Below are 12,289 nucleotides of genomic sequence, written 5' to 3'. Positions count from 1 at the left end.
GGCCTCCATCCTAGTTCGCGGGTGACGGGCCTTCCGCCCCGGCCTCCGGCACCTCGCCGGACGAGCGCGCCGCGAAGGAGCCGCGACCGACGGTGACGACGACGTCCGTGCCGACGGGGGCCTGCGCGGCGTCGCGGACGATGGCGCCGCCCGGCAGGTGCGCGATCGCGTACCCGCGGTCGAGGGTCGCACCGGGGGAGAGGGCGCGCAGCGACGCCCGCAGCTCCGCCGTCGTGCGGGCCGCGGCATCCCATCGCCGTCGCATGACGTCGCGCCCGCGCGACGACAGCGCCACGACCTCTTGGGCTCGACCGGTGAGCATCGACTCCGGGTCGCGCAGCACGGGACGCGAGCGCAGCTGAGCGAGCGCCGCGATGTCGTGCGAGACGCGCTGGGTCAGCCGCGTGCGGGCGCGGCTGCGGAGCTGCTGGACGAGCGCGCGCTGCTCGGACACGTCGGGCACGACGCGCTTGGCCGCGTCGGTCGGGGTCGACGCACGCAGGTCGGCGACCTCGTCGAGGAGCGGATGGTCGTTCTCATGTCCGATCGCCGAGACGACGGGGGTGGATGCCGCGGCCACCGCGCGGACCAGGCGCTCATCGCTGAACCCCAGCAGCGACTGCGGGTCGCCGCCGCCGCGGGCGATGATGATGACGTCGACCTCGGGATCGGCGTCGAGGGTGCGGAGGGCGGCGAGGGTCTCGGGGACGCAGCGGTCGCCCTGGACGGCGGCGTACACGGTGCGGAAGACGACGTGCGGCCAGCGCAGCTCGGCGTTGCGGTGCACGTCCTTCTCGGCGTCGCTGCGCTCGCCCGTGATCAGTCCGATCACGTGGGGGAGGAAGGGGAGGGGCTTCTTGCGTGCGGGATCGAACAGTCCCTCGGCCCGGAGCGTGGCGCGGAGGCGTTCGAGCCGCTCGAGCTGGTCGCCGAGGCCCGTGTGGCGCATTGACGAGACCGTGAAGGTGAAATCTCCGGTCTTCGTGAAGTAGTCCGCCTTGACGCAGGCGATCACGCGGTCGCCGATCTTCAGGTCGTCGGGGGTGCGCTGCAGCGTCGAGGACCACATCCGGAACGAGAGCATGCCGTCGCCGGCGGCATCCTTCAGGCGTCCGAAGACGTGACCACCCCGCAGGTTCCAGGCCGTGATCTCGCCCTCGACCCAGACCGACCCCCACTTCTGGACGAAGTCGCGGATGGTCTCGTTCAGTCGGGAGACCGAGGTCGGCGTGTCGGGGGAGGAGTCCCGCGGGTGCACGGCGTCCGGCGGCGGGACGGCGCCCGGCTCGGTCTGGAAAGTCGTCACGGACACCCATCTTGCTGCACACGTCCCCCACCCAGCCGGGGCTTCGTACAATCGAGGGGTGACCTCACCTGCCGTTTCGCTGCCGATGCCCCGAATCCCGGGAGCCCGCGGGCGGCTCGTCGACCTCCCCGTCCAGGGCTCCAAGCGCGTCCTCCTCGCCGCTCCGCGCGGCTACTGCGCGGGCGTGGACCGCGCCGTCATCGCGGTGGAGAAGGCGCTCGAGCGCTACGGCGCGCCCGTCTACGTGCGCAAGCAGATCGTCCACAACATCCACGTCGTGACCGAACTCGAGTCGATGGGCGCGATCTTCGTCGACGAGGTCGACGAAGTGCCCGAGGGCGCGCACGTCGTCTTCAGCGCGCACGGCGTCTCGCCCGCGGTCGTGAACGCCGCCGCCGACCGTGGACTGCAGGCCATCGATGCGACCTGCCCGCTCGTCACCAAGGTGCACCGCGAGGCCGTGCGGTTCGCACGCGACGACTTCGAGATCCTCCTCATCGGGCACGACGGTCACGAAGAGGTCGAGGGGACCGCCGGTGAGGCGCCCGACCACGTCACCGTCGTGAACTCGCCCGAGGAGGCCGACACCGTCGAGGTGAAGGACCCCGACAGAGTCGTGTGGCTCTCGCAGACGACGCTGTCGGTCGACGAGACGATGGACACGGTCCGCCGCCTCCGCGAGCGGTTCCCCAACCTCCAGGACCCGCCCTCCGACGACATCTGCTACGCGACGCAGAACCGTCAGGTCGCGATCAAGAAGGTCGCGAAGGATGCCGACCTCGTCATCGTCGTGGGCTCGGCCAACTCGTCCAACAGCGTCCGGCTCGTCGAGGTCGCCCTCGAGTACGGCGCGAAGGCGGCGTACCGCGTCGACTACGCCCACGAGATCAAGCAGGAGTGGCTCGACGGCGTCGAGACCGTCGGTGTCACCTCGGGCGCCTCGGTCCCGGAGGTGCTCGTGACCGAGGTCCTCGAGGACCTCGCCGGCGCGGGGTACCGGGATGTCGCCGAGGTGAAGACGGCGGAGGAGGACCTCATGTTCTCGCTGCCGAAGGAACTCCGTCAGGACCGCTCCGGCCGCACCGACGACCGTGCCCTCGGGGGGCGGACCCGCCCGTGAGCGACGACCCCCGACCGCGACCGCAGTACGGGGAGTACGCGACGCCCGAGCAGCAGCGCGCCGCGATCCGGCAGCCGGAGCCGGAACCGGCGGCACCCGTCGACCCGCCGCATCCGCCCACCGCCCCGGCGACGACCGTGGCGGCCCGTCCGACGCGGATGGCGGACCGCATCATCACCGTGGCGCTCCTGGCCTACGGCCTCGTGACCGTCATCGGTGCGATCCCGCAACTCGTGGACTTCACGTCGTTCGCGAAGACCTGGATGGAGGTCGCCGGCGTCAACGGTGAGTTCACCAACACGGCCCAGGGCGCGCTGTGGGGCGGGGTCGGCGCGACCGTCTTCGCGGTGGGCTGGGTGCTCACCGCGGGGTTGTCGTGGTGGTCGCTCGCGAAGGGCCGCGCGAGCTGGTGGATCCCGCTCGTCGGCGCCATCGTCACGTTCGTGATCGTGAGCGTCTGCCTCGTGATCCCGATCTTCGGCGACCCGGGTTTCGTGCGGGGCCTCGCGCTCGGTTCCTAGCACCTGGTAGTTTTACGGCTGCTGCGGGTGTTCCCTCGCGTGCGTCATCTCGGGAGGGGAATCGTGACCGGCACACCCCGGAGGATCGCCTCCACCGCCGTCGCTCTGGCCGCGACGATCGGTCTGCTTCTGGCCGGCGGGCCCGCCACGGCGGCATCCACTCCCGCAGCGACCTCCGCAGCCGCGACCCCCTCGCCGACCGCCGCGGCGCTGACCGCGGGCACGGTGGCCGTCACCGGAACCCCCGCCGTCGGGGCGAAGCTCACGGCGACCGTCGTCGGGTTCGGCCCCGCTCCCGTCACCGTCGCGTACCAGTGGATGCGCGGGGGAGCCGTGCTTCCCGGCGCCACGGGGGCGACGTACACCCCCGCGGCCGCCGATGCCGGCGCGACGTTGTCGGTCCGCGTGACCGTTGCCAAGACCGGGTACACGTCCCTCGTGCGCACGAGCGCGGGGGTGGTCGTGGCGCGCCTTCTGACGCCGCCGTCCGCCGTCACGATCTCGGGCGCGGGCACCGTCGGCGCCACGCTGACGGCGGCCCCCGGCACCTGGGCTCCCGCGGGGACCGCACTCGCGTATCAGTGGCTCCGCGGCGGCGCCCCGATCGCGGGAGCGACGGCGCGCACGTATCGCCTGATCGGAGCGGATGCCGGTACCACCGTCGCGGTGCGCGTCACCGGCACGAAGACGGGCTACACCCCGGCCGTTCGCACGTCCGCCGGGATCGGCGTGCTCGCCCCCTTCACGTCGACACCGAAGCCGACCATCACCGGGACGGCCGCAGCGGGCAGGACGCTGACCGTGAGTCCGGGTTCGTGGCGACCGGCGCCCGACCAGCTTCGGGTGCAGTGGCGGGTCGACGGCGGAGCGATCGAGGGCGCCACCGGGACGAGCTGGGAGGTCCCGACGTGGGCCGCCGGCCGCTCGGTCAGCGTCTCGGTGACCGCCGTCAAGAAGAATCATCGGAGCGTCACGACGACCTCGGCGGGCAAAGCCGTGGCCCTCTCGCTCGGGTCCGTGATGACCCCCGGGACGACCCTCCGTCCGGGCGTGCTGCTCACCTCACCCGACGGTCGCTACACGTTCGGGCTGCGCGGCGACGGCAACGTGGCGCTCACGCGTGACTACGCCCTCGTGAGGAGTGCGCGGACGACCGGCACCTTCGACGCCAGCCTCCTCTTCTCGGGCGACGGGGAGCTGCTCCTGCTCGACGAGCGCGGCGTCTCGGTGTGGTCCTCCCAGACCGCCGGGCTCGAGGCGAGGGCCGCGATCCTCGGCAACGACGGGGTGCTCCGGCTCGTCGACGGCGACGGCGACGACGTTTGGACGAGCGCGGCGATGTCCGCCCAGCCCGACGCGACGGCCGCCGGGCCGTCGGTGCCCGGCCGCTACGGGTGGGCGTACCCGCTGCGCCCCTCGGGTACCTTCACGACCTACTCGGGCCACAGCGGCGACGACATCGCCGCGCCCACCGGGACGCCCGTCTACGCGATGCGGGGCGGGACCGTCTCGGTCCGCGAGGTGTGGATCCGGACCGGCTGCCCCTCCTGGGCGTCCAACACCACGAAGCAGAAAGAGGTCGTCGTGACCTCGACGGTCGACGGGATGCGGCTCGAGCAGGTGTACGCCCACCTCAGCGCCTTCTCGGTGAAGACGGGTCAGACCGTCGCCGCCGGACAGCGGATCGGGTCCGTCGGTTCCACGGGGTGTTCGACCGGCCCCCACCTGCACACCGCCTTCACCGTCGACGGGGTGCGCTACGCCCTGTACCCGCGTGACGTCCTGGGCACCGCCCGGTACTGAGCCCGGCGACACGAAACCCCGGTCCGTGCGGACCGGGGTTTCGTCGTGGGGGCCGCTCTGCTCAGACGCCGAGCGACTTGCCGGCCGAGCCGAGCTGCTGCGTCGCGGCGACGACACGCTCGGCCATCGCGGACTCGGCGACCTTGCCCCAGGCGCGCGGGTCGTACAGCTTCTTGTTGCCGACCTCGCCGTCGAGCTTCAGGACGCCCTCGTAGTTCGACAGCATGTAACCGGCGACCGAGCGCGTGAAGGCGTACTGGGTGTCGGTGTCGATGTTCATCTTCACGACGCCGTTGCTCACCGCGAGGGCGATCTCCTCGTCGGACGAGCCGCTGCCGCCGTGGAAGACGAGGTCGAGCGGCTTCGGGCCGGTGCCGAAGTGCGCGGCGATGCCCTCCTGGATCTCGCCCAGGAGCTCGGGGCGGAGCTTCACGCCGCCCGGTTTGTACACGCCGTGGACGTTGCCGAAGGTCAGCGCCGAGATGTAGCGGCCGTTCTCGCCGAGGCCGAGCGCCTCGACGGCCTTCGTCACGTCGGCGACGGTCGTGTACAGGGCGTCGTTCGAGCCCTCGTGCGCGACACCGTCCTCCTCGCCGCCGACGACGCCGACCTCGATCTCGAGGATGGCGTTGATGTTCTTCATGCGCGGGAGCAGGTCCTGCGCGATCTGGATGTTCTCGTCCAGCGGCACGGCCGATCCGTCCCACATGTGCGACTGGAAGATCGGGTTGCGTCCGGCCTTGACCTCGGCCTCGGAGGCCTCGATGAGGGGGAGGACGAAGCCGGGGAGGGCGTCCTTCGGGCAGTGGTCGGTGTGGAGGGCGACGGTGATCGGGTAGTTCTTCGCGACCTCGGTGACGTACTTGGCGAAGGCCAGGGCGCCGGTGGCGCGGCCCTTGACCGTGTGGCCGGCGAAGTAGTCGGCACCGCCGGTGGTGACCTGGAGGATACCGTCGGAGCCGGCCTCGGTCAGGCCCTGGAGGACCGCGTTGATGGTCTGCGAGCTCGAGACGTTGATCGCGGGGTAGGCGAATCCGCCTGCCTTCGCGCGATCCAGCATGTCGGCGTACTGGTCAGGGGTGGCGACGGGCATGTGAGCTCCTCGGGAAGGGGTGTGGATTCAGGCCAACTCTATCGAAGGGTCGGCATCCGCTCCGGTTCGGGGTCAGCCTGCGTATCGCGCGGGGCCGGTCTCTTCACCGATGGAAAGATTCGGCATTCCTTCGTGTCCGTCACTACGGAATCCGCGGGGCACGAGGGAGGCCGGCCCTAGGCTGAGCCCATGGTGAGCCTGACTGCCGACATGAGTCCGCTGCATCCCGACCGCAACCTCGCGCTGGAGCTGGTCCGCGCGACGGAGGCTGCCGCGATCCGCTCCGTCCCGTTCATCGGGCGCGGCAAGAAGGAGCTCGCGGACGGCGCGGCCGTCGACGCCATGCGCGCCTTCCTCACGACGGTGAACTTCGACGGCGTCATCGTCATCGGCGAGGGCGAGAAGGACAACGCCCCCATGCTCTTCAACGGCGAGCGTGTCGGCACCGGGCGCGGACCGCAGTGCGACATCGCCGTCGACCCCATCGACGGCACGACGCTCACCGCAGAGGGGCGCAACAACGCCCTGTCGGTCATCGCCGTGGCCGATCGCGGAGCGATGCTCGACGCCTCGACGGTCTTCTACATGGACAAGATCGTGACCGGCCCCGCCGGCGTCGGGGTGGTCGACATCCGTCTGCCGATCGCCGAGAACATCCGCCGCCTCGCGAAGGCGCTCGACAAGCCCGTCGACGAACTCGTCGTCTCGGTCCTGAACCGGCCGCGCCACGCGAAGCTCATCGAGGAGATCCGCGAGGCCGGCGCCGGCACGCGACTGATGAGCGACGGCGACGTCGCCGGCGGCATCAACGCGGCACGTCACAACGCCCGCACCGACATGTGCGTCGGCATCGGCGGCAGCCCGGAAGGCATCGTGACGGCCTGCGCGATCAAGGCGCTCGGGGGTCACATCCAAGGACGGCTGTGGGCTCGTGACGACGACGAGAAGCAGCGGGGCATCGACGCGGGACTCCGGCTCGACGACCACGTGTACGAAGCGGACGACCTCGTCCGAGGGAACAACACCCTCTTCGTCGCGACTGGCGTCACCAACGGCGAACTGGTCGCGGGGGTGCGTCGGGTGGGCGACTTCGTCTACACCGAGAGCGTGGTCCTGCGGGGGGCCTCGGGCACGCTTCGGCGGATCTCTTCGGAGCACCTCACCTCGAAGTGGCTGTGATCCGGTCGGTCGCCGAGACCTCGTAGCGGACACGCGCGCTGAGCGTCAACCCAGGATCCGGCACGACCCCTCTGGCACAATGGTCGATGGTGTCAGCTGTCCCCGGCACTCGCCACCGCCCCCAGGAGTTCACATGTCGACCGCATCCAGTGACCCGCGCACGGGCCAGCTCTCGCTCACGGGTCACCTCCCCGTCACCCCGACGGGCCAGATCCCGATCGTGGGTCAGGCGACCGGTGGTGTGCGTCCCGTGACAGCACCGATCGCCGTGGCCGACGACCCGGCCCGCCGTCCCGACGTCCTCCTGCGCCGTCGCATGCCCCCCGGGCACGAAGTGAACGCGTGGTGGCTCATCGGCGCGTTCCTCGCCGTGTCCATCGGCGTCGTAGGTCTCATGACCTTCTTCCCCTCCTGAGCGCTCAGTCGCTCGCGAGGCGTCCGCGCAGCTCGCCGAGATCGGCCGCCTGCTCTCGATCCTCGAGCAGTTCGGGAGCCGTGAGTCGGCGGGTCGTCGACTCGATCGTGGTCGGCGACGGCAGCTCCTCGAGCTGCGTGTCGTCGATCCCCGGGAACCGTCGGGCGCTCACCAGGACGCGGGTCTCGAGGGACCCGGCGAACCGGTTGTAGCTGTCGACGGTGCGCTCGATCGCGCGCCGGAGGTCGTCGGCGTGACCGGCGAGCGAGCCGAGCCGGTGGTACAGCTCGTTGCCGAGGTCGAACAGCCGGCGCGCCTCGGTGGACACGTCCTGCTGCGTCCACGTGTAGGCGACGGTCTTGAGGACCGCCCACAGGTTCACGGGGGAGGCGAGGGCGACCCGCCGACCGAACGCGTACTCGAGGAGGGCCGGGTCCTCCTCCAGGGCGGCGGCGAGCAGCGACTCGCTCGGGATGAAGCAGACGACGAATTCGGGGCTCGACGGCATCCCGGCCCAGTACTTCTTCTTGGCCAGGGCGTCGATGTGGCCGCGCACGGCGGCGACGTGCCGGGCGAGGAGCCTGCTGCGCCGCGCGGCCTCCTCGCCGACGGCGGTCACGGGGATGGCGCTGGCCTCGAGGTAGGCGTCGAACGGCGCCTTCGCGTCGACCGCCAACGCCTTGTCGCCGGGGAGCCGGACGATCATGTCGGGGCGGCCGCCCCCGGCATCCGTGGAGATCGAGGTCTGCGTGTCGAAGTCGACGTAACGCGTGAGACCCGCGGACTCGACGATGCGGCGCAGGTGCGTCTCGCCCCACACACCGCGCGCGCCGTTGGAGCGCAGGGCTCCGGCGAGCGACTCGGTCGTGGCCCGCAGCGCCTCGTCGGACTCCTGGGCGCGGCGCAGCTGCTCGGCCAGCGACCCGAACTGCTCCTGCCGGTCGCGCTCGAGGTGATCGACCTTCTGCTGCATCGCGGCGAGGGTCTCCTGCACGGGGGCGAGTGCGCGCAGCACCGTCTGCTCGCGGCGTTCCCGCTCGTCGCGCGCGGCCTGCTCGGCGTGGATGCGGGCCGTCACGTCGCGGTGGAGCGAACGCTGCTGGTCGAGCTGGACCTGCAGGGCGTCGCGGGCCGCCTCTGCCGCCGATGCCTGCGCGTGGAGGGCGCCGCGCCGTCCGGCCTCACGGGCCGAGACGACCGCGCCCGCGGCGACGGCGCCGGCGAGGAGGCAGAGCACGGCGAGTACGACGGGGAAGGCGGCATCCATGTCCGTCATGGTGCCCCAGGCCTCCGACATCCGTCGGCGCCGCGCGGGCGAGGGGTCTCAGGCGGCGGTGGCGGGCACGGCGGAGGGGATCTGCGGGATGCGGACGCCCAGGAGCATCGCGAGCTCGACGAGGTCGCCCGCCCCGGCGCGGGCCGCCGCGTCGATGACGATCTGCGCGCACGCGAGCGCGTCGGCGGTGGCGTCGTGGTGGGCGAAGTCGAGGTGGCCGGCGGCCGCCGCGACGAACGGGAGCCGGTACGACGGGAGGTCGTACGTCTTGCGCGCGACGTGCAGGCTGCAGAGGTAGCGGGCCTCCGGTGCGACCTGACCGGTGACCTCGCATGCGGTGCGGAGGACCCGCATGTCGAAGCCGGCGTTGTGGGCGACGAGGATATCGTCGCCGACGAAATCGAGCAGGCGCGGCAGCTGCTCCGTCCAGGTGGGGGCCGTCACGACATCGGACTCGCGGATCCCGTGGATGCCGACGTTGACCTCGAAGAAGCGGTCGTGGCCGACCGGGGGGCGGATCAGCCAGCCCTCCGAGGCGACCACGCGACCGCCCCGGACACGGGCCACTCCCACGGCGCACGCCGAGGCGTTGGAGGGATTCGCCGTCTCGAAGTCGATCGCGGTGAAGTCCAAGGGCATGCCCTCACCTTCGCCGCCGGGAGGGCCGCCCCGGCGGAGGCGCGCCGCCGGGAACCGGGACCGGCGGGCGGGGCGCCGCGCGCACGCCGCGTAGAGTGGATGCCCGTGGCTCTCACCATCGGAATCGTCGGACTGCCCAACGTCGGCAAGTCCACCCTCTTCAACGCCCTCACCAAGAACGACGTGCTCGCGGCGAACTACCCGTTCGCGACGATCGAGCCGAACGTCGGCGTGGTGAACCTGCCGGACCCCCGGCTCGACACCCTCGCGGAGATCTTCTCGTCCGAGCGCATCCTGCCCGCGACCGTGTCGTTCGTCGACATCGCCGGCATCGTGCGCGGTGCGAGCGAGGGCGAGGGCCTCGGCAACAAGTTCCTCGCGAACATCCGCGAGGCCGACGCGATCGCCCAGGTGGTCCGCGGGTTCGCCGACGACGACGTCGTCCACGTCGACGGGGCCGTGAACCCGAAGAACGACATGGAGACGATCAACGCCGAGCTCCAGCTCGCCGACCTCGAGACCCTCGAGAAGGCGATCGTGCGCTACGAGAAGGAGGTGCGCGGCAAAAAGCTCGACCCCTCGGTCCTCGAGACGGCGAAGGCCGCGCAGGAGGCGCTGCAGCGCGGCGAGCTCCTCTCGGCATCCGGGATCGATCTCTCACCCATCCGCGAACTCGGCCTGCTCAGCGCCAAGCCGTTCATCTTCGTCTTCAACGTCGACGAGGCTGTGTTGACGGATGTCGCCCGCAAGGCGGAACTCGCCGCGCTGGTCGCGCCCGCCCAGGCCGTCTTCCTCGACGCGAAGATCGAGTCCGAGCTCGCAGAGCTCGACCCGGAGGATGCCGCGGAACTGCTCGCCTCGACGGGGCAGGACGAGTCGGGCCTGGACCAGCTCGCGCGTGTCGGCTTCGACACCCTCGGTCTGCAGACCTACCTGACGGCCGGCCCCAAGGAGGCCCGCGCCTGGACGATCGGCAAGGGATGGAAGGCGCCGCAGGCCGCCGGCGTCATCCACACCGACTTCGAGAAGGGCTTCATCAAGGCCGAAGTCATCTCGTTCGAGGATCTCGTCGCGACGGGCTCGGTCCAGGAGGCGCGGGCGAAGGGCAAGGCGCGCCTCGAGGGCAAGGACTACGTCATGCAGGACGGCGACGTCGTCGAGTTCCGCTTCAACAACTGAAGGACCTCTCCCATGTCACAGATCCAGCGCCAGGTGTTCGACGCCGAGGCTCGTGCCATCCCGTTCATCGATGAGGGGGAGGGTCCCGCCCTCGTCCTCATCCCCGCTCAGGGCCTCGACGTGGCTTACCTCGGCGGGCTCGCGAGCATCCTCGAGGAGGAGGGGTTCCGGATCGTCCGCATCGGTTCGCGGCGCCCCGGCCCCGCTGCGGTGTCGATGCACGACCTGGCGCAGGACGTCATCGACGTCCTCGACCACCTCGGGATCGCCGCGGCGTGGATCGGCGGGCACGCGTTCGGCGGCGCGGTCGCGCGGACGGTCGCCCTCGACCACCCCGGCCGGGTCAGCGGAGTCCTGCTTCTCGGTGTCGAGTCGACGCGTCCGCTCGAGGACGACGCCGCCCGCGCCCTCCAGACCGCGTTCGCCACGCCCGTCGAGGCCCCCGACGCGGATGCCGTCCGCACCCTCGTCGGCCCCGGTATCGACACCGCGCTGGCCTGGGACGTGTTCGCCCGCTCGCGCGACCTCGAGGTCGAGGACCTGCAGAGCGGAGCCCTCGCCTCCACCCCGGTCGCGGACTGGGCGACCCTCGCGGCATCCCTTCCGATCCTCATCATCCAGGGCGCCGACGACGCGATCACACCGCCGGCGAACGGCGACGATCTGCAGGCGACCGCGGCCGACCGCACGAGCGTCGTGCGGCTGCCCGGTGCCGGCCATCTCTTCCCCATGACCCACCCGGGGGAGACGGCCTTCCAGATCGAGGATTACCTCGGCTGGGACTGATCAGCGGGAGCGCCGCAGCGTCTCGCTGGGCTGCTCGCCGAACTCCGCGCGGTAGTGCTGCGCGAAGCGCGGCAGGTGGGCGAAGCCCCAGCGCCGGGCGACGTCGGCGACCGTCGTCTGCAGCGGTTCGGCGGCGACCAGTTCCGCCCGGACGGCGGCGAGACGTGCGCCGCGCACGTACGCGGCCGGTGTGGTGTCGAGCACGCGCGCGAAGGCGTTCTGCAGCCCTCGCACGCTGAGCCGCGCGGCCCGCGCGATGTCGCCGACGCTGAGGGGGTCGGCCAGGTGCGCGTCGATGAACGCGGTCGCCCGGCCCACGACATCCGTTCCGGCGCGGGTGTCGGGCCGGTCCGCGACCGATCGGATGTCGAACGCGTGCTGCGTCGCGGCGAAGACCGCATCGACGGCGGCCTGACGGATGAGGGGGTTGTGCAGCAGCTCGGGATCGTCGAAGACACGGGTGACGTGGTCGATCGTGAGGTCCCAGTGCCGTTGCAGTTCGGGGGAGAGGGCGTGGGTCGCACCGAAGTGCAGTGCGGACTCGTCGTGACCGGTGAAGGCGCCGAGGGCGGGCAGATCCACGCTGAGGATGTCGGCCGTCACCTCGCGCGACCACGACTCGGCTCGCCCGGGCCGCAGCAAAAACGGCCGGCCCGCGTCGACCTCCTCGCCGTTGGTGACGGTGCGGAGGTCGCCCTCCCGGCGCCGGGCGATCGCGACCGCGCCGGTGATGGCGGACTCGACGTGCAGGTGGGTGTCGATGCCGAACGAGGTCAGCAGGAGGCGGTCGTCACCGACGATCCGCTGCCGGAGGGCGAGGGGGGAGCCGATGTCGCGGACGGCGATCCGGGTACTCAGCTGCGCGACGGCGCTCTGCACCCCGGCGGCGTCGCTCGCGACGATGGTCTCGTCGCGGACCTTCGGATCGACCTCAACGCCCATGCCGGATTCTCCTGACGAGCCGGCGCCGGA

12 protein-coding genes are annotated in these 12,289 nt (G+C 71.5%); 7 read left to right on the top strand and 5 right to left on the bottom strand.

The annotated features are described in order from the left end of the window. Window positions 1-10: 10 nt before the first annotated feature. Window positions 11-1,306: an exodeoxyribonuclease VII large subunit gene (gene xseA / locus AB0P29_RS02170; protein WP_217530342.1), complete on the bottom strand. Its 1,296-nt coding sequence runs from the start codon at window positions 1,304-1,306 to the stop codon at window positions 11-13. A gap of 85 nt (window positions 1,307-1,391) precedes the next feature. On the opposite strand from xseA, the gene AB0P29_RS02165 reads away from it, so the two are divergent. From AB0P29_RS02165 to AB0P29_RS02155, 3 genes are all read left to right on the top strand, one after another. Beyond that, window positions 1,392-2,426, top strand: a complete 1,035-nt coding sequence (locus AB0P29_RS02165; RefSeq protein WP_363378525.1) for a 4-hydroxy-3-methylbut-2-enyl diphosphate reductase — start codon at window positions 1,392-1,394, stop codon at window positions 2,424-2,426. After that, window positions 2,423-2,947: a DUF6264 family protein gene (locus AB0P29_RS02160; RefSeq protein WP_363378115.1), complete on the top strand. Its 525-nt coding sequence runs from the start codon at window positions 2,423-2,425 to the stop codon at window positions 2,945-2,947. Before AB0P29_RS02165 ends, AB0P29_RS02160 begins: the two co-directional genes overlap by 4 nt. Window positions 2,948-3,010: 63 nt before the next feature. After that, window positions 3,011-4,750, top strand: a complete 1,740-nt coding sequence (locus AB0P29_RS02155; RefSeq protein ID WP_363378113.1) for a peptidoglycan DD-metalloendopeptidase family protein — start codon at window positions 3,011-3,013, stop codon at window positions 4,748-4,750. Between the two features lie 61 nt (window positions 4,751-4,811). Here the strand turns inward: AB0P29_RS02155 and fbaA are convergent, their stop codons facing one another. Further along, window positions 4,812-5,843 (bottom strand): class II fructose-bisphosphate aldolase, encoded by a 1,032-nt coding sequence (gene fbaA, locus AB0P29_RS02150; protein ID WP_217530338.1) that lies wholly within the window; start codon window positions 5,841-5,843, stop codon window positions 4,812-4,814. 189 nt (window positions 5,844-6,032) lie between these two features. On the opposite strand from fbaA, the gene glpX reads away from it, so the two are divergent. Together glpX and AB0P29_RS02140 are read left to right on the top strand one after the other, a co-directional pair. Then, entirely contained in the window at window positions 6,033-7,022 is a 990-nt protein-coding gene (gene glpX, locus AB0P29_RS02145; RefSeq protein WP_217530336.1) for a class II fructose-bisphosphatase, read from the top strand. A 133-nt stretch (window positions 7,023-7,155) separates the two neighbouring features. After that, complete coding sequence (locus AB0P29_RS02140) at window positions 7,156-7,437, top strand: hypothetical protein (RefSeq protein ID WP_253033996.1); 282 nt, start codon at window positions 7,156-7,158, stop codon at window positions 7,435-7,437. Window positions 7,438-7,441: 4 nt separating this feature from the next. On the opposite strand, the gene AB0P29_RS02135 is transcribed toward AB0P29_RS02140, so the two are convergent. Both AB0P29_RS02135 and AB0P29_RS02130 read right to left on the bottom strand, forming a co-directional pair. Beyond that, window positions 7,442-8,704, bottom strand: coding sequence for a DNA recombination protein RmuC (locus tag AB0P29_RS02135; RefSeq protein ID WP_363378110.1), 1,263 nt, complete (start codon window positions 8,702-8,704; stop codon window positions 7,442-7,444). 57 nt (window positions 8,705-8,761) lie between these two features. Beyond that, a complete protein-coding gene (locus tag AB0P29_RS02130) occupies window positions 8,762-9,352 on the bottom strand; it encodes a 3'-5' exonuclease (RefSeq protein ID WP_363378108.1) in 591 nt (196 codons plus the stop codon). 105 nt (window positions 9,353-9,457) lie between these two features. On the opposite strand from AB0P29_RS02130, the gene ychF reads away from it, so the two are divergent. Both ychF and AB0P29_RS02120 read left to right on the top strand, forming a co-directional pair. Further along, entirely contained in the window at window positions 9,458-10,531 is a 1,074-nt protein-coding gene (gene ychF, locus AB0P29_RS02125) for a redox-regulated ATPase YchF (protein WP_311283984.1), read from the top strand. A 12-nt stretch (window positions 10,532-10,543) separates the two neighbouring features. Then, a complete protein-coding gene (locus AB0P29_RS02120) occupies window positions 10,544-11,317 on the top strand; it encodes an alpha/beta fold hydrolase (RefSeq protein ID WP_064001775.1) in 774 nt (257 codons plus the stop codon). On the opposite strand, the gene AB0P29_RS02115 is transcribed toward AB0P29_RS02120, so the two are convergent. After that, window positions 11,318-12,259: a helix-turn-helix domain-containing protein gene (locus AB0P29_RS02115; protein WP_363378106.1), complete on the bottom strand. Its 942-nt coding sequence runs from the start codon at window positions 12,257-12,259 to the stop codon at window positions 11,318-11,320. Window positions 12,260-12,289 lie beyond the last annotated feature (30 nt).

Origin of the sequence: Microbacterium sp. NPDC080220 (assembly GCF_040686395.1) — a bacterium.
In the GTDB taxonomy this organism is placed as follows: Bacteria; Actinomycetota; Actinomycetes; order Actinomycetales; family Microbacteriaceae; genus Microbacterium; species Microbacterium gawkjiense.
This window is presented reverse-complemented; position numbering and strand designations above follow the sequence as displayed.